Below are 19,979 nucleotides of genomic sequence, written 5' to 3' on the forward strand. Positions count from 1 at the left end.
CTACCGGCCTGGGTGCTGACAGTCCCGGCACTCCGAGCGGTGGCCGTCCCGGTGCCGACTATCGGCGTTGTATGCGTCGAGATGCAGGTCCCGGCGGCACCGGCTACAGACCTTGGACGTGGGCACCTCAGGCGGCGGAATCGGAATGCGCTGTGACAGTGCGACAACCAACGTGTAAGGCAAGCCGTTCTCCTACGCCGAGCTGCGGTTGCGGATCGCCGGGCTGCTGCGGCGCGCCGACGGGCGGCCCGAGGCCGGGGTGGTCCGGGTCGGCGAGCTCGTCGTCGATCCCTCCCGGCGGTCCGTGGTCGTACGGGGCACGCCGGTCTCGCTGACGCAGAAGGAGTACGCCCTGCTGCTCGCGCTGGTCCGCGAGCCCACGCGCGTCTTCGCCAAGGACGACCTGCTGCGGACGGTCTGGGGCTTCCGCTCACCGGGGGTCACCCGGACGATCGACTCCCACGCCTGTCGACTGCGTCGCAAGCTCGGCCACGCCGGGGACCAGTTCGTCGTCAACGTGTGGGGCGTCGGATACCGGCTCGTCGACGCCGCCCCGGACGCCGTCACGGCGAGGGTCGCCGCATGAGCCGGCTGCTGCTCGCCGGCTGGCTGCTGGCCGTCGGCTCCGCGGTCCTGCTGCTCCTGGCGCGTCGATCGGCGATGCGCAGCACCGAACGGGTCGTCCGTGCCTGCCACGAGCTGCGCGGTCCGTTGCAGAACGTGATGCTCGCGCTCGGCGGACCGGACGACGAGGCGCGGCGGCCACCGCTGCGCGCGCTCGCGGTCGAGCTGACCCGGGCGACCCGCGCCGTCGAGGACCTCGCCGCCGCCACCGCGGGCGGCGCCGCCCGCGACGAGGTCCGCCGGATCGACCTGGTGCCGCTGGTGCGCGACCTCGTCGCCGTGCACGACGTCGCGGCCCGGACGCGCGGCCGGCGCGTCGTGCTCGCCGCCCTCGACGCCGAGGCCACCGTCCTCGGCGACCGCGACCGCCTCGCCCAGGCGATCGGCAACCTGGTCCGCAACGCCGTGGAGCACGGGCAGGGGACCGTCCGGGTCGGGGTCGGCCACGGGCCCGGCTGCGTCCACGTGGAGGTCGCCGACGAGGGGCACGGGCTGCGCGTCCCGATCGACCGGCTGGTGCACGGTCCCCGACGTGGTCGTCGCGGCCGCGGGATGCGGATCGTGGCCGAGGCCCTGGGCGCCCACGGGGGTCGCCTGCGCTCCGCACCGTCGGCCGCCGGGGCGCGGATGGTCGCCGAGCTGCCGGCCGCCCGGTCGCGGGCGGTCGTCCGATGAGTCGTCGTCGGCGGGCGGCCCTGCTCCTCGGTCTGGCCCTCGTCCTCGGCGCGCTCGCCGCCGGGGACGTCGGTCGGCGGGAGCGCGCGCTGGCGTCCGGGCTGGGCCCGAGCGTGCCCGTCGTCGTGGCCCGCACGGCGCTCGAGCCCGGCCGTGCGGTCGGCCGCTCCGACGTCACCGTCCGGCGGGTGCCGCGCCGCTACGCCCCGGCCGACCGCATCGGCGCGGTCGGCGAGATCGTCGGTCAGCGTCCGCGGCTGGCCGTCCCGCCCGGCGCGGACGTCTCCGTGCCGATGCTCGACGACGGCGCCGGGCCGCAGCTGCGGCCCGGGGAGCGGATCGCGGACATCGTGGCGATCGGCGACCCGCAACAGGTGCGGCCCGGAGGCCGGATCGACCTCCTCGTGACCCGCGGCTCCGACGGCGCCGAGGGCACCACCCGCCTGGCGCTCGAGAACGCCGAGGTGGTGACCACCGGGGAGGCACCGTCGGAGAACGGCGACGGCGGGGGAGGCCGGATCGCGGTGGCGCTCCGCGTCACGGTCAAGCAGGCCGTCTACCTGGCGGCCGCGCAGAACTTCGCCAGCGAGCTGCGGGTGCTGCCCCGGGGCCCCGGCGACGACGGGAGCGGCGCGGCCGGGACCACCGCCAGGTCGACCCTGGAGGGCACGGGATGAGCGTGCACCGGGAGATCGCGGCGGACCTGCACGCGCGGCTGGTCGTGCTCGCGGCGGCCCCGGCCGAGGGCGGCATCAGCCCGTCGCCGGAGGAGCTGCTCGAGCGCGTCCTCCGCCGGGACGCGCCGCTGCTGCCGCCGGAGGACCGGGACGAGGTCCGCCGCCTGCTCCTGGAGCGGACGGTCGGGCTCGGCCCGTTGGAGTCGCTGCTCGACGACGAGGAGATCGACGAGATCATGATCAGCGGCACCCGCCCCGTCTGGGTCGAGCGGCGCGGGCGCATCGAGGAGACCGGCGTCGCGTTCGCCGACGAGCAGGAGCTGCTGCACGCGATCGAGCGCATGCTCGCCGGCGCGGGCCGCCGGGTCGACCGCTCCGAGCCCCTGTGCGACGCGCGGCTGCCCGACGGCTCCCGCGTCCACGTCGCGTTGCCGCCCGTCGCGGTCGACGGTCCCGCCGTCACGATCCGCCGCTTCCGCGCCCGTCGCTGGACGCCGGAGGAGCTCGTCGAGCGGGGCACCTGGACCCCGGCGGTCGCGGAGCTCGTGACCGAGGCGGTGCGCGACCGCCGCTCGATCCTGGTCGCCGGCGGCACCGGCGCCGGCAAGACGACGACCCTGGGCGCGGCGGCGTCGCTGCTGCACCCGGCCGAGCGCATCGTCACGGTCGAGGACACGGCCGAGCTGCGCCTCGGGCAGCCCCACGTCGTCCGGCTCGAGGCACGGCCCGCCCGCGGAGGGGGCCACGGAGGCATCTCGATCCGCGAGCTCGTCCGCAACGCGCTGCCGTTGCGGCCTTCGGGAACGTCGCCGTCTGGGTCCGAAGGTCGCATGGGCTTCCCGTTGCGGGCTTCGGGTCGGAGCGGTAGCCCGACCGGGCCGACGCCGTCCGGGAACGGGTCGCCGCCTTCCGGGTCGTCGGGCTCGATCCAGGCCAGCGCCTCGGGACGGGTCTCCAGCCACAACGCGAAGTGCTTACCCCTGTACTCGAACGTGGGGAGGTCGTCCGGTAGCGGCGGCTCTCCGGGGGCAGGGTCGGGGTTGACCTCCGCAACGCTGATGAACTCGAACAGCCGTTGCAGGACGGCCCGCAACTGCTCGCGGTCGGAGTCCTTCGTCAGGTCTCCGAGGGCAGACTCGCGGAGCGACTGCCAGTCCTCGAACCTCGCATCGTCAGGTGCCAGGAGGGCGTCCAGGCGGCGCTTGGCGGTCTCGGCCTGCGCGGCCAGTTCGTCGTGCTCGCCCGCGAGGTCTGCGTCCTGCTCGGCCCATACGTCGGCGGGGAGCTTGCCGTCCTGCATGAGGGTCTTGATGTTCGCCCGGCGGGTCTTGGCCTGCGCGGCACCCCGAAGGCAGACGTTCCACGACTCGCGGGCCTCTGCCGTCGCCCGCTCGCGTTCGGCTTCGTACTCCACGCGGCTCGCGTCCGGGTCGAACACGTAGGTCAGGAAGTAGGTGCGGAGGGCGTCGTCCACCTTGTCTCGGGGGATCGACGGAAGCTCGCAGCCGTTGTGCAGTTCGTCCCGGCCGCTACAGCGGTACGTGTTGCGGTTGTACTTCGGCCTCATGCCGCAGCCGCACAGCCCACAACGAAAGAAGCCGCCGGGGAGAAGTGCGTTCGTCGCGCGCCCTCGGCCTTGACCCGACTGCGTCTGCTGTGCCTGCCGACGTGCAGCAGCCTTAGCGAACGTCGAACGGCTGACGATGGCCTCGTGGGAGCCGGGCCTGACGTTGTCGTGAAGCCGCGACCCGAGGTCCCCCTGGTAGACGACGGACTCCAGACGCTCCCGCACGCGGGCTGTCGTCCAGCGGCCGCTTCCTTCCGTCCACACCCCGTTCATACGGGCCGTCGGCACCTTCTCAGCCTGTAGGCGCTTGGCGATCTGGTGCATGGAGTCACCGCCGACGAACTCCGAGAAGATCCGCTCGACGATCACGGCCTCCTCCGGGACGACCTCTAGCTTGTTGCCGCCTGCCCAGCGATAGCCGAAGGGGCGGGGGCCTCCGTTGTGGAGGTTCTGCTCGATCTTGCGGCGGTTGAAGTCCTCCAGTCGCTCAGCGATCTGGTCCGACTCCAGTTCTGCCAGCGCCGACAACAGCGACCGCATGAGCTTGCCCTGGGCCGTGCCCGTGTCGAACTTCTCACGGACGCTGACGAGGCCAACCTCAGCAGCGTCCAGGGCCTCGTAGACCCTGAACAACTGCGTAGCGGATCGCCCGAGGCGGTCAAGTCGAGGGACCACGATGCGGTCGACGCTGTCCAGCGCCCCCAGCATCCTCTGGAGCGCAGGGCGGTCCACGTTCCGGCCCGAACGCCCGGCGTCTTCGTAGACCTCCACGAGGTCCCAACCTTCGTACTCCGCGAGCCGTTCGACCTTCTTCGTCTGCTCGGTTAGGGACTCGCCCTGCGCCTGCTGCGATGTCGAAACTCGGACGTAGCCGGCCGCGCGGATCTTCTCTGCCATGCAGGCATCATGCCCCGTCGTCCGGTAGTCCGCAACGGCGATGCGTACTAGTAGACGCTCAGGCTGCCTGCGCCTCTGGGGTCGCTGGCAGCCAGCCGCCACCCTGCGCTCGCCGCACCGCCCCGCGCTCGACGGCTGTCGCCGCCGCCCGAGACGTAGTGCGCTCAGAGGTCCGCAGGGCCTTCGCCGCCTGCGGCAGGGTCACCGGGAGTCCGGCCGGGCTGTCGTGGACGAGCTTGGTGAAGGCGGTCGCGCGGGCGTCGGGCGTCATCCGCTGCGCCTTCGCCTTCTCAGCGCCGCCTACGGAGCTAGGGGTGCCGCGCTTCCCCACGATCATGGGTAGGCGCTCCTTGCAGCCCGCGCACCAGCGGATCGGGTTGTGGCCCCAGTTGGCGGGCTCTGTGGCCTGCTGCTCGCACTCAGGCGTGGCGCACACCCTTACCGGCATAGGGTCAGCCCCAGGTCCCGCGTTCCGAGGGCCACCCGTAGGCGGGCGGCTGTCGCGGCGCGTACCCGGCCGGTCTTCTCGGCCATGAAGATGCTTCGCCGGGACCGCCCGATCAAGGCCCCCAACTCTGCCTGCGTGTAGTCGTTCTTGACGCGAGCGCGGCGCAGCTTGGAGTAGGCGTCGGGGTTGGCTGCGATGGCCTTCCGTTCGCGGTGGAGGCCAGCGTCCCGGCGGCGCTTTCGGGTCTCGGCCGCTACCGCCAACGGGGTCCGTTCTGCGCGGCCCGCTGCCCGGCCCTTGGCATAGGCGTCCCACCGGGCGACCTGGGCCTTCGCCTCGGCGTCGAGCCTGTCGTAGACCGCTACCAACTGCGCCTCGTCTACCTCGGCCATCAGTCGTCGTCCTCGCAGATCGACGCGCGGCGGCGTGCTTCCTCCGACTCGCGCCAGGCGGCGTCGAGGTCTGCGTAGGGAGACGCGGCGACCGCCGCCCGCGCGAACTCAGCGCCGTAGCGGGACAAGCCGGCGGCACCCGCGTCGTCCGCTACGGGCGCGGGGTTCGTCGCGTCGTTCACGTCGAACTCCAGGCGAAGGCGCGACGCGCTTACGCGCTCGGGGGAGGACATCCCATCGACTGCCGAGAGGATCCAGCGGCCGTCCTGACCCACAACGGTGAACTCCCGGCCGTCGCGGTTCCTCAGGGTGTCGCCTACGCTGACGCGCGTCATCCGGTCACCGCCTGCAGGGCGTCCATCGCTGCGTCGAGGTCATCCCCGGCCGACGCGGTCTCGGGCGTGTAGAACTGCTCGAACAGATCCAGCGCGGCCGGGATGGCGGGCGCTCCGAACTCGACGGGCTGTAGCACTAGCTCTCGCCCGCGCCCGAAGGACTCGGGGTCGTCGGACTCGTTGCCCTGGTGAACTGCCGTGATCGTCACGGCTGCGTAGGGCTGTAGCTCAGGAGGAGCGGAAGCCGGGTCGCGCAGGACCCAGACGGTGCCGCTGCCGGGAACGTCAGCCGCGCCGGGCCAGGACTGACGCGGGTCGTCTACGGAACTCATGCGCCGTACCCCGGCGTCGGGTGGTGCGGGAACAGGGGCGGACGCGCTGCGCGGGCTGCTGCGCGGGCCTGCTCGGCCTCGTCGCGCTGCTGCTGCTGTAGGCGAGCCAGGGCGGCGCGTCCGTCGGTGCGGACTGCACGGTCCGTCGAGTTGCCGGTGTTGGGGTCGACCGGCGCGGTGGGCTCCGTCCTCCACGGCGTGTGCGGGATCGAAGCGTTAGGGCTGGGCTTGGGAGTCTCGCGGGCCGGGATCGGCGCGCGGAGCTTGGTTAGCGGGTTGTGCATCGGTGGTGCTCCTGTCGAGTGATCTGCTGCTCTGGAACACACGATAGGGACCGACGTGACAGGCGCTACAGGATCACCCGGTCGAAGTCAAGGAAGACGGCGAACCTGCCCGTAGGATGAACGTATGACGACCGCCGCGCTGCCCAAGATCCAGACCGTGTCCAAGCTCTCGACCGGAGCCCTTCGGGTGCACGGGCTCGCGGCCAACTGGTCGGGTTACGACCGCCAGGGCGAGAACTTCGTCAAGGGGGCGTTCTCGTCCGGTGCCTTCGCGTCGGGCGTCGACCGCGCCATGAACCGCGCGTCCGGGCTGGGCTTCCACTACCACCACCGCCACGACCTACCGCTCGGGCGCGTCGAGGCCCTGTGGGAGACCGACGAGGGCCTGATGATGGACGCCGTCGTGGACTACGCCGAGCCCGGTTCCCCGGCTCGATTCGCGTACTCGGGGATCCTCAGCGGTTCGATCCGGGGACTGAGCGTGGGCGGCATCTTCCGACGCGACGGCGGCATGATCGTCGGCGTCGACCTGACGGAGGTCAGCGCCACGCCCGTAGCCGTCCACGATGGAACCTGGCTACGGGTGGTAGAGGTCGGGGCGGACCCTTCGGCCGACGCCCTCGCCGCTGCCAAGCTCGCAGAGCTACGTGCAGAGGTCTTCCTGATGCAGGCCCGCTAAGCAACCCAGCGCCCCCAGCCTCCCGGACATCGTCCCGGCAGCCGGATGCCCTGAGAGGGGCTGTATCGCGCCCGTGGCGGGCTTCGCTGGGGTTGCTTAGGCCGTGCGATACCGCCCCAACTCGCGCCCGGAGTTTCGCGCTTCGTGGGAGGTAGCCGGCCAGCAACCCCAGCGGCCCGAAGGGCTGCGGATTCGCACCCCGTCACCGGAGTTATCGACGCCGGATCGAGAAGGATCGAGGACGCGGCTGGGGTTGCTGGCGTCCGGGCCTTCGGAGGCCGGGCCGCGTGGATCCTGGCCTCCGGTTCTTCTACTTCTTCTTCCCGCCCGCCCCCTCGTCCCGCCTCCACCCATAGGGGTGGAGGCGGGGGACGAGGGTCGAGCGTTGGCCCGGTGGCTGGGGTCGTCCCGCCTCGTCCCGAAGGCGGACGAGGCGCATCTTCCGTGAGGGAGCGGGATCGAGGCCGACCTCGTCCGGCCTCGTCCCGACTCGGGACGACCCTCGGCGTACCACTTGGCTCCAGGTGCCTCGTCCGACCTCGTCCCGAGCCGGGACGAGGTCTCGCGTACCACTTGGTTTAGAACGCCAAGGGTGCCGTGGGCTCGTGGTCGAGGTCCGCGTCATAGGCGTATCGCGTGAACTGCCCGGCAGGCACCGCGATGACGGGGCGTGACTCGTCCTGCGCGAGAGCCTTCACGCGGTCGCGGATGGTGTCGGCCCGACCCTCGATGCCCTTCTCCACGACGGCGAGCGACGCGGACTCGTCGTGGTCTCGGAGGAACTTGATGATCGCGGTGTCGATCTTGCCCTCCGCGCTCAGGTCGGCGTCCAGGCGCGTGATCGGCAGCCTGCCCTCGCCGTCACCGATGCCGAGCCGGTGGACGCGGGGGAGTCCTCCGCTGCGGGCCTTCCAGCGGTGTAGTTCGACCTCGCCCGCCTCGGTCTCAGAGAACGGCCGCACGCGCTTCACGAACCACTGAGCCTGCACGGCCGCGAGCTTGTCGCCGGACCCGCGCGCGTACCCGGTCGAGTCCGTCGCGGCCTTCGCTACGTGGTCGATCAAGAGGCACGGAACCTCCCGCGTCAACGCGAACTCCACGAGCGGGTCCATGAACTGCCCGACCTCCGACGCGCGGTCCTCGTCAAGGCCAAGCGTCCTGAGAATCCCGCGCGTCGAGTCGAACACGCCCATAGCGCCGGGGTGGTCGTCCCAGAGCGCCCCGAGGGCGATCCAGTCGACCGGACCGGGGAAGGGCAGGTAGACGAACCTCGCCGGATCGAGGTCGGCCGGGACAGCGCCCAACGCCGAGAATCGGCGGACGGTCTCGGCCTCGCCCTGCTCGAAGTCCAAGTAGATGACGTGCCCGCCGGCGCGCAGCGCGTCGAGCGCGAGGCGCTGGACGATGGTGGTCTTGCCCGACTCCGGGTGCGCCGTGAAGCCGGTCACCCCGGAGGCGTAGACCAGGCCGCGCGCCAGCGGGCCGGGCGCAAACTCGACGGGCGGAACGCCATCTCGCATCAGAGCGCCGAGGTCCACGGGCTTGTACCTCGTGGCAGGCACGTCCGCGCCCACGAGGACCGCGTCGATGGCTCCCAGACGCTCCGTGTCGTCCGGGATGGACTCCACGAGCGCGGCGTCGATGTCCTCCATGACGGAGGCCACGCGCTGACGATTCTGCGCCTCCGTGGTGCGCTTACGTCCCGCCTGCCTGTCGCGTGCGGGTCCGGCCAAGGTCTCGCGGTCGATGTCGGCGTGTTCAAGGGCCTGCGCCACGGCATCGCGCGCCGCGTCGAGAGAGCTAGATACGGACTGCACGAGGCACCCCCAGCCGCACGAGGCGGTCAAGCTCGCGACGGGTCACGGCCGCACCGTGCTTCGCAGCTTCTGCACGCGCGATGGCGCGAAGCTCGGGCACGTCGTCGCGGGTGAAGCCCTCCGTAGCGAAGGCCGTAGCCACCGCGTCGATGATCTTCCGCCGGACTACGTCAGCCGCGCTCATACGACCACCGCAGCGGTCGCGAAGGCGAGGACGTAGAGCGTCGTCCAGAGGCCACGAGACGACAGGACGCGCGGTACGATGTCCGTGGCGGTCCGGTTGTCGATACCCGTGCTGCTCGGCGTTGTCTGGGGCGTGATCTGCATGAAGATCACGCCCCTTCTACGTTGACGGGCGCGGGTGCGAGAAGCCGTGTGGCGGCTACTCCCAACACGTCCTCTAGCGCCATCGCGTGGACGAACCTCGGGCAGCGGTCTCCGCTCTCCCAGTAGGAGACGGTCGACGGGTCGACGCCCTCCCCGATGGCGGCTGCAAGCTGAACCTGAGACAGACCAGCGGCCTTCCTGTACTTCCTGAGCATGGTGCGAGGCATGGGCCTCTCCTTCCTGCCGCGATGTCCACGGCTTCGATGACTGACCATGGGTCAAGCATACCAGCCGTGTTGACAAGACGTAGGAGGTGTGGTAGCGCGCTCGGCGGGCTTGCAGACTACGGCAAAACTGCCATATGTCAAGCACCCCGACGACGCGCCGCAAGTGCGCGCTGGGCGGCGTTGTAGACCTTGGGGTCCACGATCCGACCGGGGTGGGCCTGCTTGTACTGCTCGTGGCTCAGGAGACGGGCAACGGCCGTCGGATGCCAGCGCCGCCCGCCTACACCCTCGGCGCTCAGGGCCTCGGCAACGGCGCGGATGCTGGACCCGTCGCGGACCATGCCGAACGCTCGCCGTACGACCTCGGCCGCCTCGTCGTCCACGACCAACTCCCGCGTGGCGGGGTCAGCCTTGTAGCCGAAGGCAGGACGCCCGCCCGTGTACGCCTTGGGACCCTTCTCGCGTGCCTTGGCCTCGCGGCCCGCCTTCAACCTCGCCACGATGGCGCGGCGCTCGTGGGCTGCGATGGCGTGCTGCATGTCGTTCAGCAGCAGCGCGCCGTCGTCCGTGCCGTTGGACCCGTCGGCGTAGAGGATGCGCCCGCCACCAGCAGCCACCGTGCGCTCTGCATCCCCAGCCACGTACGGGTCACGGGCTAGGCGGTCGCGACGTGCGAGAAGGAGCACCCCGGCCCCGTGTAGGAGCATCGCGTCGAGCGCCGCACGCCCACCCTTCCGCTGAGAGAGGAGGACGGTGGACCTCGCGTCCTCCTCGTGGACCTCCACGACCTCGATGCCTTCTGCCTTGGCGAACTGCCGGCAGGCATGGACCTGGGCACTCAGTCCGTACCCATCGTCCTTCTGCTCGGAGGACGAGACTCGCGCCAGGATCACGGCGCGGGTGGGGACGGGGGCGGGGAGGGGTGTCATCGGCTTGGTTGGTTCGCGCTCCGATCTTTCGTAGCGGCCGAGCCATCGTCCCAGTTTCGTACACGTAACGCAAGCGAAGTGTGTACGTCGGCGGTCGGGGCGGACCTCCATCCGGGACCGGAGGCGTGGGTGGCCTGGGCCGTCGACCTTCAAGCCAAGGTCGAGGGCCAGCGACCCAAGCGACCCAAGGGCCGCGAGCGGTGCCGACGATGACCGGGGAGCCGGGGCCGCTTGGGTCGCTGCGGTCGGGCCGACGGCCGACCGGGTGTCCAGCGAAGAATCGACCCGAAGAATCGGGGGCGTCCACACTCGGGCTAGTGGTCCCTCACCTGAGGGTCCAAACAGGCTCCGTACCACTTGACCCGCTGCACCCTTGGTTCGCGCCAGGACCCTCGGTGTACGGTGGCCCCGTGCGTGGGTTCATCAGGAACGTTCGGGACGAGCCGGGGATCTACGCCTGCGTCGGCGTCGCGTGGCTCGTCGCGCTCGGGCTCGTGGCTTGGTTCGGCATCGGGATCGGCAGCGCGATCATCGACGAGATCAACAACCCGTCGCCACCGGCACGGGTGACCGAGACCTACACCGCGCCCGGCGGCAACTGCGACGACATCGGCCACTCGTACTCGGTGCCGGACGGCGCGTACGACCGTCACGACCGGGACGGCGACGGCATCGCCTGCGAGCAGTAGGCGTCTGTTCCTAGACCGCGACCGCGACGGTGGCGATGATCGCCACGGCAGCCAGGATTCCGGCGACGCGCGCCCAGAACACACCGCTACGGGCGATGGCTAGAGCCTCTGTATGGCGACGTTCTGCCACGCGCTCGCGCTCTTGGGCCTCGGCGCGTTCGTGCGTCGCGGCCTCCGCGAGTACCCCCAGCCGCTCGATCATCGCCTCCTCACGGCCGACGCCCTCCGCGCGGCGCTTCGCCATCGTCTCGGCCATCTCGGCGTTCGACCGCTGGAGGTCGCGCATCCGGTCCTCTTGGTCAGCCTGCATCCGCATGAACGGCTCGTTCCGAATCTGACGTAGGCGCGTAGCCTCGTTCTGCGCCTGCAACTCCGCTAGTTGCCGGTCCGTCCGCTCGCGCGACCGGGCGTCGGACTCGGCGCGTTCCTCGGGCGTCATCGCCTCGTAGCGTGCGCGCCCTTCTCGAATCCTCGCCAGGATGCTGTCTGCGCCGGACTTCTTGGGCTCGTCGGCCATGCGGGCATGGTCCCGCGCCGGCCGGACGCCTGCTAGCAGTAGGGCGTCCGGCTGACGGCCTACGGTGTGGGTTGTGGCAAGGCGCTCTGACCCGACGGCGGATATGCAGCGGACCTTGGACCGCATCGCGCCGCTGTACGACATGCAGAAGACGTTGGACCGCATCGCGCCGTTCAACGACATGCAGCGCACCTTGGACCGCATCGCGCCGCTTGGACTCGCGTTCTCTCCGTCGCAGTTGGAGACCCTGCGGAAGTCCCTCCGCACGACTTCTGATCTAGCGCCGCTGCGGAACGCGCTCGCCCACGACGTTGCTCCGATAGTCGAGTACGCGCGGGTAGTCGCCGCCGACCTTCCCGTGTCTGAGGATGCTCTCGCGGCGTACCAGGAGGTTCCCGACGAACTCTGGCGCGAGGTCGCGGACGACACGACCCATGACGGATTCCTGACGAGCGCCACTCCGTCTCAGCGGTCGACGCTGTTGTTCGCCGTCCTGGCGCTTCTCGCGGACCTCTCTGAGCGCGCTGGCGCAGTCGACACCGCCACGAAGGACCTCGTGACGACGTTGGGCCTCGTCGGAGCCATCCTCGTGACCCTGATGGCCGTTCAGGAGAACGACCCGGACGAGAAGTAGGGGGGAGAGAACCCGCCCGCTGGCAGGTACCTCTACCAGCACCCCAAGCGGCACCGCGAGGCGCGCAGGCCGGGTCCACGCCGGTAGGAGGCGGTCAGCGTGCCGCTTGGGTTGCTACTTGCGGCTGGGCGGCATACGGACGATGCCGAAGGGCCGCACCGGGCTGCGATCTGAAGTACGCATGGGCCTGCGCATGCGGCCCGATCGCATCGTCGTCGGGGAGGTCCGGGGTGCCGAGGCGCTGGACATGGTGCTCGCGATGACGACGGGGCACGACGGCTCGCTCTCGACCATCCACGCCCGCTCGCCGGACGCGGCGCTCCGCCGGCTGGAGACGCTCTGCCTGATGGCGGACGTCGGCCTGCCGCACGTCGCCGTCGCACGGATGGTCGGGGACGCGGTCGGCGTCGTCCTCCAGCAGACCCGCACCGCCGACGGGCACCGGCGCGTCACCGCGGCCGCCCGGGTGACCTCCGGTGCGGACGGGTGGTCGCTGGAGCCCGTCGACGCGGAGGCGCCGTCGTGACCGGGGCGGTCGCCGCCGCGGGACTGGCGGGGGCGCTCGCGGCGGGCGGGCTGGTGGACCTGACGCCGGACGTCGTGGCCGGTGCGCGCCGCTGGCGGGCGCGGCGCGCAGCCGGGGCGTCCGATGCGGCCGGGACGTCGCGGGCGGGACGACGGCTCGTGCCCGCGTCCGTCGGGACCGCGCTCGTGCTGCTGGTGCTCGGCACGCCGACGCTCGCCCTCGTTGTCGGCATCGGCCCCGCGGGGCTGCGGGCGCTCCGCCGCCGTCGGCACGAGCGGCGTCGGCGGGCGGTCGGACGGGGCGCGCCGCAGGTGGCCCGGTCGATCGCCGACGCACTGGACGCCGGGCACGGCGTGCGCCGCGCGATCGGCGAGGCCTCCCGGTCCAGCGGCCTGACGGGACCGGCGGCCGAGGAGCTGCGTCGGGTCGCCGCACGGCTCGAGTCGGGCGAGCCGCTGGCTCCGGCGCTGGACGCCTGGCGGGCCCGTACCGACGAGCCGGCGCACCGGACGATCGTGGCCGGGCTGCTCCTGCACGGCGAGGCGGGCGGCGAGCTGGCCGACGTCCTGCGCGACCAGGCCGAGGCGCTCGAACGCGCGCGGAGGGCGACCGCCGAGGCCGAGAGCGCGATCGTCCAGGCGCGGTCGGCCGCCCGCATCGTCGGAGGGATCCCCGCGCTCGTGATGATCGGGACCGTGGTGCTGGCCCCCGGCGCGGTGGCGCAGGTGACCGGGAACGCGCTGGGTGCCGTGCTCGTCGTCGCCGCGGTGCTGCTCCAGGTCGCGGCGATGATCGCGGTCCGCCGCCTGACGATGGGGCTGAGCCGGTGAGCGCCGTCCGCCACGCGGCCGAGGGGACGGGCCGATGATCGCCACGGTGCTGGCCGGGCTGGCCGGGGCCGCGCTCGGGGCCGGTGCGGGCGAGGCGCTGGTGGCCCGGGCCGACCGGCGCGCGGTGCGTCGCCCGACGACCGACGCCGGATGCGTGGCCGAGCCCGCCGGTCCGGCGGGCGTGGTGCTCGGGCTGGCGCGGCGCATCGGGCCGGGCGCCGGGCGACGACTACCTGGACCCCGAGACGCCGCCGCCCGCCTGGAGGCGGCGGGACTCTCGCCGCGCGTCACCGTTGCGGACCTCGGGGCCGTCCGCGGCGCGGCCCTGCTGGTCGGGGCCGCCTTCGCGGTCGTCCTGCTGCCGGTCCTCGGGATCGGCGCGTTGCTCCTCGCGGCGGCGGTGCCCGTGGCGCTGGTCCTCCTGCCCGACCTCCTGGTCGGCCGCCGGATCCGCGCCCGCGGGGAGGGGATGCTGGTCGAGCTGCCCGACGTCATCGACCTGCTGCGGATCGCGCTGCGCAGCGGACGATCCGTCCCGGAGACCCTCGCCCGGGTGGGCGCCCACCACCCTGGTGCGATCGGCGCGGAGCTCCGGCGGGCGGCGGCCGAGATGCGGATCGGCGTGCCGACCGACCGGGCGCTGGTCGCCCTGGGGCGCCGGTGCCCGGCCGACGGCGCTCCTGAGCTCGTGGCCCTGCTCCTGCGCGCCCACCGCCACGGCGGCACGGCGGCCGGTGGGCTCCAGGCGCTGGCCGAGGACCTGCGCGCACGGCGCGCCCGGGCCGCGATCGACCGGGCCGCGCGCGCCGCCCCGAAGGTGCAGCTCGTCGTGGCCCTCCTGCTGGTCCCCGCCGCGATGCTCCTGATCGCCGCGGGCCTCCTGCAGATGCGCGGCTGAGCCGATGCCGGCGCGCGGCGGAGGACCGCGCGCCGCCCGGACTCAGGGCTTGGCCGGTGCCTTCGCGGCGTCGTACCGGACGACGAGGCTGCCGCGCCACGTCGTCGCACCGGTCTTCTCGCGCGCGGCGGTGACCAGCTTGACCCGACCGGCGGCGTCGACCGCCCGGCCGAAGCCGTCCGAGCTCAGCAGACCGCCGATGCCCGAGGCGCCCTTCGCGCTGCCGGAGCCGCCTCCGAGGCCGCCCATGTTGCCGAGCAGCCCGCCGAGGCCGTCGCCGAGGCTGGAGAGCAGGTCGGTCAGCGGCTTGGGCTGCAGGACGAACGACGGGGCGACGCCTCCGAGCTCCTCCTTCGCCTGCGCGTAGAGCGCGTCGTCGGAGAACGGCTTCGCGGGCTTCAGCGCCTTCGTCACCGAGTCGGGGCCGAGGCCGATCGCGACGCGGTCGCCCTGGACGCCGGCGGCGAGCTGGAGGGGGAGACCGGGCAGGCCGAGGACGAAGCCGGAGTCTGCGCCGTCGATCGACTGCGGCTTGGCGGTCAGGCCGCCGGTCCCGCCGAGCTTGCCGGCCAGCGGGCCGCCCTTGCCGGAGAGGGCGCCCTGCAGCTGCGTCATCAGCGCCTTCGCGGCGTCGTCGTCCTTCGCCCGCAGCAGCACCCCGCCGCTCGCGGCCAGGAGGTTCTGGCCCTGGGCGCCGCCCGAGACGGCCTCGACGCCCGCGAGCGCGTCGCGCAGACCGTTCGAGGTCTTCGAGCCGAGGACGCCGGAGAGGAGGTCGAAGGCCTTCGCGCCCGGCGAGCCCTTCGCGAACGACCCGGAGGTGCCGCCGCCGAAGGCCGCCCACGAGCCGCTGGGGAGCGCCGCGACGGCATCCGAGCCGACCTTCGGGTCGGCGACTTGGGCGGACCCGGTGCCGCCGGAGCGCACGACGAGCCGGCCCGGCGTCAGCTCGAGCGCCATCGCGGCGGTCGCGTCGCGGGCCGGGATCTTCAGGCCGAAGCCCGCGGCCTTCACGGAGCGGGCCGACGTGCCCTTGGAGCCGAGGCGCTGCTCCACCCGGTCGCGCAGGCTCTTGGGCAGGGAGCCGAGGGCCGAGGACCGGGCCTTCGACGCCGATCGACCCTCCGCGAGGTGGGCGGCGAGCGAGGTGAACGCCCCGTTCAGCGCCGGCGCCTGCTGCAGGTCGACCCAGGCGACTCCGACGGGGCTCGTGGTGCGGACCTGGTCCAGGGCGCCGGTGAAGCGCGCGTTGCCGCTGAGGTCGTCGCCCGCGGCGGACGCGATCGCGGCCCGGACGGCCTTCTCGGACCCGAACGCGGCGGTCTTCTCGCCGATCCAGACGGCGTGGCCGTCGCGGACGCGGATCGTCTCGGCGCCGACCTGCTCCTCGGTGCCGGCGGACCCGACGGCCTTGCGCAGCGCGTCGGCGTCGCGGACCTCGGCGACGATCGCGCCGTCGGCGGCCTTCTTCGGGTCGGACGTCGCGGACGGCGTGCCGCCGAGCAGGAAGGCGCCGACGTGGTCGCCGACGTGGGGGAGGACGTCCTCGCGCAGCGAGACGCCCTTCGGCAGGAACCCGTCGCTGAGGCCGGCGTGCGAGCCCTTGCCGCTCTTCCCGCCCGTGCCGACGAGGGCGAGGAGCTGGTCGACGGCGGTCTTCGTGTCGCCGCCGGGCCGGACCGTGGCCTCGGCGAACGCCGCCGAGCGGGCGGGGACGTCGTCGGCCAGGGCCGGCCGCGGCGGGGCCCCCGCGGTGGTGGCCGCCGCGTTCGTCGTCGTGCCGTCGTCGGCACCGCAGCCCGCGAGGATCGCGGCGGCGGCCAGCGCGGCGACCGGCACGGCACGTCGCACGCGGGCGCGCGAGGGACCATCGGTCGAGAAGGGACGGGAGGCGGGCGGCGAGACGGTCATGACGCGGGTCCTTGCTGGCCACGGAGGGCGGCCGTCGAGGGACTCCTGATGGTACGGCGTGCGGCCCTCTCGGGTGACCGGTGTCGTGTCGCGTGGAGGCGGGTGTCGTGTCGCGTGGAGGCGGCGGCGTGCGACGGGCGCGGACGCGGGCGCGTCGCCTCTGCACCCACCGCGCCCCACCGGGGTGGCCCACCGCGCCCCACCGGGCGTGGGATCCGGTGCACCGATGCGGATCTGCGTCCTGAGGCGTCACCGTTCGGCATCGGCCGTCCCGCCCCGGTCGGCCGATGCGGGTTCGTGCCGCGGGCCGTCACCGATCTGCATCAGCCGCCGCGCCCCGGCCGGCCGATGCGGGTTCGTGCCGCGCGGCGTCACCGGTCTGCATCGGCCGTCCCGCCCCGGCCAGCCGATGCGGGTTCGTGCCGCGGGCCGTCACCGGTCTGCATCAGCCGCCCCGCCCCGACCGGCCTCGCCGTCCCGTCCCGCCCCGCCCCGTCGCCGTGGCCGTCACGGAGCCCGCTCCCGCCGCCGCGACCCGCCCCGGGGCTCGTCGCCGACGGTCCGCAGGCGGACGTCCCCCGAGACGCCCCACCGGGCCCCACCGATCCGCCCCACCAGGCCCCACCGATCGGCCGATGTCCGCACGTTGCGGGGGCCGTATCGACGGCGACACGATCGAACGTCTACGAACACTGGACGGAATCGTGGGAACGCCTGTTCTACCTTCGAACTGCAACGGATCCTGCACCAGGACATGAGCTCCGCTTCATGTACGCCTTATGCCCAGACCGTTGCAGGGGTTCTGTCCCTACGAACATCTGTTCCGCCGGAAGGGTGGGTATGGCGGGGTGGGGAATCGGTGCAATTCGGCGGTGCGGAGTGGGGCGTGGTGGGGTAGGTTCATCCACAGCGAGTCGGGCCGGGCGCGGTTCCTCCCACTGCTCCCGGCCCGATTCGCACCGGTCATCTCCGCCGGCCCACCGCCTTGCCGGACCTCCAGCTCCAGTCCCAGTTCGAGCTGACGCTCGACGCGAAGAACCGCCTGACGATCCCGGCGAAGTTCCGCGAGCCCTTCAAGGCCGGACTGGCCCTCGTCAAGTCCTTCGACGTCCCCGCCGTCGGCATCGAGCCGGCCGAGGAGTACGCCTCCTTCGTCGAGGCCTCGCTGAAGGGCCGCCACCCCACCCACCCGAACACCCGCCGCATCGAGCGCTGGCTGAACTCCGCCGCGCTCCCCGGCGACCTCGACGGTCAGGGGCGCATCACGATCCCCGCCGCGTTCCTCGCCCACGCGAAGATCACCGGCAACGAGGTGCTGCTCGTCGGCTCCGGTCGTCGGTTCGAGCTCTGGGACCGCCAGGGGTGGGAGACCTACGCGCCCGAGCTCGAGAGCGCCATGCTCGACATCGCCCAGGACATCGGCGACCAGCCGTTCCCGTTCGACGGCGGCAGCGGCGCCGGGCCCACCGGGACCTGAGTCGCGCACCACCCGGGGCGCCGCGTCCCGCCGGGCCCACCGGGACCTGAGTCGCGCACCACCCGGGGCGCCTCGTCCTCTCGGGCCCACCGGGACCTGAGTCGCGCACCACCCGGGGCACCTCGTCCAGTCGGGTCCGTCGCACCCGGGCCGCGGACCGACCGCGGTGCCGGGGCGTGCACGCCCGCGGCGCTCGACCGCCGACGACCCGCGACCCCGCGTCCCGCCGGGTCCACGGGCGCGACCGGCCACGATGGGGGAATCACCTCCTCGCCGTCGAACGACCCTGTCGTGCCGCCCTCCGGACCCGACCCCGAGCACCTGCGGCTCCCCGCCGACGCGCCCGGCCCGCGCGCCGACGCCCCGGCCACGGCCGTCGGTGCCCCCGAGCCGCATGCCGCCACGTCCGGTCCGCACGGCGACGCACCCCACCTGCCGGTCCTCTGGGAGGAGACCGTCGCGATGGTCGACCCGCAGCCGGGCGACACCGTGGTCGACGGGACCTTCGGGGCCGGCGGCCACGCGGGCCTCGTCGCGCGGCGGCTCGGTCCGGACGGGACGCTGGTCGTCGTGGACCGCGACCCGGTCGCCCTGGAGATCGCCGAGCGCTTCGCCGCGACCGCCCCGTGCCGCGTCCGCATCGTCGCCGCCCCCTTCGCCCAGGCGTTCGAGTCGCTCGCCGCGGAAGGATTCCGCGCGGACGGGGCGTATTTCGATCTCGGCATGTCCTCGATGCAGATCGATCAGGCGGAGCGAGGCTTCGCGTACACGCGGGACGCGCCCCTCGACATGCGGATGGGGCTCGGCGAGCCGTCGGCCGCCGGCGAGGGCGCCACGGAGCTCGTCTCGGCCGCCGAGATCGTCGCCACCTGGGACGTCCCGGACCTGACCCGGGCGCTCCGCGACCTCGGCGAGGAGCGCTACGCCCTGAAGATCGCCAAGGCGATCGTCCGCGAGCGCGAGAAGGCCCCGATCGACACGACCGGGCGACTGGTCGACGTCGTCACGAACGCGATCCCCACGCCGGCCCGCCACGTCGGCGGCCACCCGGCCAAGCGCACGTTCCAGGCCCTGCGGATCGTCGTCAACGACGAGCTCGCCCAGATCGACCGCGCGCTGCCCGCCGCCTGGGACCTGCTCGGCGTCGGCGGCCGGCTGGCCGTCATCAGCTTCCACTCGCTCGAGGACCGGCGGGTGAAGCGCTTCGTCCAGGGCCTCCTGCAGGGCTGCGTCTGCCCGCCGGACCTGCCGATCTGCGTCTGCGGCAACGAGCCCGAGGCCGAGGTGCTGGGCAAGGGCGGCGTCGTCCCGACCCCCGAGGAGCAGCAGACCAACCCCCGCTCGCGCTCCGCCCGACTGCGTGGCGCCCGCCGGATCGCGGTGGCCGCATGAGCGCCGCACCCGCACCGAAGCATCGCCCGGCCCGCCCGGCCCCCCAGCGGCCGCCGCTGCGCGCGGTCCCCGGCCCCCGGCGGCCGAAGGCGACCCCGCGGCCCGGTGGGCTCGCCACCGCGCCGCTGGGCGTCCGGCTCGCGCTGATCCCCGTCCGGCTGGCCCTCGTGCCGGTCCGGATCGCGATCTCCGTCCTGGCCCGCCTGACCGGCGGGCGTCCGTGGCTCGTGATGATCCTCGCGCTGGGCTGCGGCGTCATCGCGCTGCACGCCGCGACGCTCCAGACGAACCAGACCGTCGCCGCCCGCGACCTCGAGATCAACAAGCTCGAGCGCGAGACCGCGACGCTGCGCAACGACGTCGCGGGCCTGCGGTCGACCGACCGGGTCGCCGCGTTCGGCTCGTCGCAGGGCATGGTCATCGCTGACCCCGAGGGCGTCGGCTACCTCGACGCGCGCAAGGCCGACGCCGGCCGCTCGGCGGGCATGCTGGCCCCGCCGTCGGCCGACTGGAAGCCCGCGCCGAACCCGTCGGAGCAGAACGGCGACGCGACCGACGACGCCGAGGGCGCAGCCCCGGGCACCGGCGGCGTCGCCGGTCCCGCGGCCGATCCGTCGACCGCGGGCGCGGCCGCCGCCCCGACCCCGAGCACGCCGACCCCGAGCGCCCCGGCGGCCACGGGCACCCAGAGCGCGTCGGGTACCACCGGCACGCAGGACTCCACCGGGACGACCGGCACCGCGGGCACCACCGGCGGGGGCGCGGCGACGGGGACGACCGGCACCGCGGGCACCACCGGCGGGGGCACGGGGACGGCGTCCGCCGGCACCGGCACGGCCGCTCCCGCGGCGGGCGGCACCGCGACGGGCGGCACGGCCGCCGGCGGCACGACGCC

22 protein-coding genes and 2 pseudogenes are annotated in these 19,979 nt (G+C 73.4%); 13 read left to right on the forward strand and 11 right to left on the reverse strand.

All coding sequences use genetic code 11. The annotated features are described in order from the left end of the window. The first annotated feature begins 208 nt into the window (after window positions 1-208). The 4 genes from Q7T67_RS14895 to Q7T67_RS14910 are packed head-to-tail and all read left to right on the forward strand — an operon-like array spanning window position 209 to window position 3,418. Window positions 209-586 carry a winged helix-turn-helix domain-containing protein gene (locus Q7T67_RS14895; RefSeq protein ID WP_304791182.1) on the forward strand — a complete coding sequence of 126 codons (378 nt, stop codon included), beginning with the start codon at window positions 209-211 and terminating at the stop codon, window positions 584-586. Further along, window positions 583-1,299: a sensor histidine kinase KdpD gene (locus tag Q7T67_RS14900; protein WP_304791185.1), complete on the forward strand. Its 717-nt coding sequence runs from the start codon at window positions 583-585 to the stop codon at window positions 1,297-1,299. Before Q7T67_RS14895 ends, Q7T67_RS14900 begins: the two co-directional genes overlap by 4 nt. Then, window positions 1,296-1,976 (forward strand): RcpC/CpaB family pilus assembly protein, encoded by a 681-nt coding sequence (locus Q7T67_RS14905; protein WP_304791189.1) that lies wholly within the window; start codon window positions 1,296-1,298, stop codon window positions 1,974-1,976. The genes Q7T67_RS14900 and Q7T67_RS14905 overlap by 4 nt, the downstream gene beginning before the upstream one ends. Then, window positions 1,973-3,418 carry a CpaF family protein gene (locus tag Q7T67_RS14910; RefSeq protein ID WP_304791192.1) on the forward strand — a complete coding sequence of 482 codons (1,446 nt, stop codon included), beginning with the start codon at window positions 1,973-1,975 and terminating at the stop codon, window positions 3,416-3,418. The genes Q7T67_RS14905 and Q7T67_RS14910 overlap by 4 nt, the downstream gene beginning before the upstream one ends. 29 nt (window positions 3,419-3,447) lie before the next feature. On the opposite strand, the pseudogene Q7T67_RS21250 reads toward Q7T67_RS14910, so the two are convergent. The 5 genes and pseudogenes from Q7T67_RS21250 to Q7T67_RS14935 form a co-directional block, all read right to left on the reverse strand. Further along, window positions 3,448-4,440 (reverse strand): annotated as a pseudogene (locus tag Q7T67_RS21250) (recombinase family protein); the annotation flags it as partial. Window positions 4,441-4,878: 438 nt separating this feature from the next. After that, window positions 4,879-5,280, reverse strand: coding sequence for a hypothetical protein (locus Q7T67_RS14920; RefSeq protein ID WP_304791198.1), 402 nt, complete (start codon window positions 5,278-5,280; stop codon window positions 4,879-4,881). Continuing rightward, complete coding sequence (locus Q7T67_RS14925) at window positions 5,280-5,615, reverse strand: hypothetical protein (protein WP_304791201.1); 336 nt, start codon at window positions 5,613-5,615, stop codon at window positions 5,280-5,282. Before Q7T67_RS14925 ends, Q7T67_RS14920 begins: the two co-directional genes overlap by 1 nt. After that, entirely contained in the window at window positions 5,612-5,947 is a 336-nt protein-coding gene (locus tag Q7T67_RS14930) for a hypothetical protein (protein WP_304791204.1), read from the reverse strand. The genes Q7T67_RS14925 and Q7T67_RS14930 overlap by 4 nt, the downstream gene beginning before the upstream one ends. Continuing rightward, on the reverse strand, window positions 5,944-6,231 hold the full coding sequence (locus Q7T67_RS14935; protein ID WP_304791207.1) for a hypothetical protein: 288 nt from the start codon (window positions 6,229-6,231) through the stop codon (window positions 5,944-5,946). Before Q7T67_RS14935 ends, Q7T67_RS14930 begins: the two co-directional genes overlap by 4 nt. A 124-nt stretch (window positions 6,232-6,355) precedes the next feature. Here Q7T67_RS14935 and Q7T67_RS14940 point away from each other — a divergent pair, with 124 nt between their 5' ends. Next, complete coding sequence (locus Q7T67_RS14940; RefSeq protein ID WP_304791210.1) at window positions 6,356-6,910, forward strand: hypothetical protein; 555 nt, start codon at window positions 6,356-6,358, stop codon at window positions 6,908-6,910. 578 nt (window positions 6,911-7,488) lie between these two features. On the opposite strand, the gene Q7T67_RS14945 is transcribed toward Q7T67_RS14940, so the two are convergent. The 4 genes from Q7T67_RS14945 to Q7T67_RS14960 all read right to left on the reverse strand — a co-directional run bounded on the left by Q7T67_RS14945 (window position 7,489) and on the right by Q7T67_RS14960 (window position 10,174). Beyond that, window positions 7,489-8,574, reverse strand: a complete 1,086-nt coding sequence (locus Q7T67_RS14945; RefSeq protein WP_304791213.1) for an AAA family ATPase — start codon at window positions 8,572-8,574, stop codon at window positions 7,489-7,491. Between the two features lie 333 nt (window positions 8,575-8,907). After that, the gene (locus tag Q7T67_RS14950; RefSeq protein ID WP_304791217.1) at window positions 8,908-9,063 is read right to left on the reverse strand and encodes a hypothetical protein; all 156 of its coding nucleotides are present in this window, start codon (window positions 9,061-9,063) and stop codon (window positions 8,908-8,910) included. Next, the gene (locus Q7T67_RS14955) at window positions 9,060-9,281 is read right to left on the reverse strand and encodes a helix-turn-helix transcriptional regulator (protein ID WP_304791220.1); all 222 of its coding nucleotides are present in this window, start codon (window positions 9,279-9,281) and stop codon (window positions 9,060-9,062) included. Before Q7T67_RS14955 ends, Q7T67_RS14950 begins: the two co-directional genes overlap by 4 nt. A gap of 137 nt (window positions 9,282-9,418) precedes the next feature. Then, window positions 9,419-10,174: a recombinase family protein gene (locus Q7T67_RS14960; RefSeq protein WP_304791223.1), complete on the reverse strand. Its 756-nt coding sequence runs from the start codon at window positions 10,172-10,174 to the stop codon at window positions 9,419-9,421. Between the two features lie 446 nt (window positions 10,175-10,620). On the opposite strand from Q7T67_RS14960, the gene Q7T67_RS14965 reads away from it, so the two are divergent. Then, window positions 10,621-10,899, forward strand: a complete 279-nt coding sequence (locus Q7T67_RS14965; protein ID WP_304791226.1) for a hypothetical protein — start codon at window positions 10,621-10,623, stop codon at window positions 10,897-10,899. 10 nt (window positions 10,900-10,909) lie between these two features. Here the strand turns inward: Q7T67_RS14965 and Q7T67_RS14970 are convergent, their stop codons facing one another. Further along, window positions 10,910-11,416 carry a hypothetical protein gene (locus tag Q7T67_RS14970; RefSeq protein ID WP_304791231.1) on the reverse strand — a complete coding sequence of 169 codons (507 nt, stop codon included), beginning with the start codon at window positions 11,414-11,416 and terminating at the stop codon, window positions 10,910-10,912. 115 nt (window positions 11,417-11,531) lie between these two features. Here Q7T67_RS14970 and Q7T67_RS14975 point away from each other — a divergent pair, with 115 nt between their 5' ends. From Q7T67_RS14975 to Q7T67_RS14990, 4 genes are all read left to right on the forward strand, one after another. Then, on the forward strand, window positions 11,532-12,050 hold the full coding sequence (locus Q7T67_RS14975; RefSeq protein ID WP_304791235.1) for a hypothetical protein: 519 nt from the start codon (window positions 11,532-11,534) through the stop codon (window positions 12,048-12,050). Between the two features lie 142 nt (window positions 12,051-12,192). After that, window positions 12,193-12,576: an ATPase, T2SS/T4P/T4SS family gene (locus Q7T67_RS14980; RefSeq protein ID WP_370695406.1), complete on the forward strand. Its 384-nt coding sequence runs from the start codon at window positions 12,193-12,195 to the stop codon at window positions 12,574-12,576. Further along, the gene (locus Q7T67_RS14985; protein ID WP_304791241.1) at window positions 12,573-13,406 is read left to right on the forward strand and encodes a type II secretion system F family protein; all 834 of its coding nucleotides are present in this window, start codon (window positions 12,573-12,575) and stop codon (window positions 13,404-13,406) included. The genes Q7T67_RS14980 and Q7T67_RS14985 overlap by 4 nt, the downstream gene beginning before the upstream one ends. 34 nt (window positions 13,407-13,440) lie before the next feature. Further along, window positions 13,441-14,304, forward strand: coding sequence for a type II secretion system F family protein (locus tag Q7T67_RS14990; RefSeq protein ID WP_304791244.1), 864 nt, complete (start codon window positions 13,441-13,443; stop codon window positions 14,302-14,304). A 42-nt stretch (window positions 14,305-14,346) separates the two neighbouring features. On the opposite strand, the gene Q7T67_RS14995 is transcribed toward Q7T67_RS14990, so the two are convergent. Then, a complete protein-coding gene (locus tag Q7T67_RS14995; protein WP_304791247.1) occupies window positions 14,347-16,215 on the reverse strand; it encodes a hypothetical protein in 1,869 nt (622 codons plus the stop codon). A 985-nt stretch (window positions 16,216-17,200) separates the two neighbouring features. Here Q7T67_RS14995 and Q7T67_RS15000 point away from each other — a divergent pair. The 3 genes and pseudogenes from Q7T67_RS15000 to Q7T67_RS15010 form a co-directional block, all read left to right on the forward strand. After that, window positions 17,201-17,692 carry a division/cell wall cluster transcriptional repressor MraZ gene (locus Q7T67_RS15000; protein WP_304791249.1) on the forward strand — a complete coding sequence of 164 codons (492 nt, stop codon included), beginning with the start codon at window positions 17,201-17,203 and terminating at the stop codon, window positions 17,690-17,692. 291 nt (window positions 17,693-17,983) lie between these two features. Next, window positions 17,984-19,084, forward strand: coding sequence for a 16S rRNA (cytosine(1402)-N(4))-methyltransferase RsmH (gene rsmH / locus Q7T67_RS15005; RefSeq protein WP_304791252.1), 1,101 nt, complete (start codon window positions 17,984-17,986; stop codon window positions 19,082-19,084). Beyond that, window positions 19,081-19,979, forward strand: a pseudogene (locus Q7T67_RS15010) (hypothetical protein); the annotation flags it as partial. The gene rsmH and the pseudogene Q7T67_RS15010, both read left to right, overlap by 4 nt.

It is taken from the genome of Patulibacter sp., from assembly GCF_030655195.1.
Classification (GTDB): domain Bacteria; phylum Actinomycetota; class Thermoleophilia; order Solirubrobacterales; family Solirubrobacteraceae; genus Patulibacter.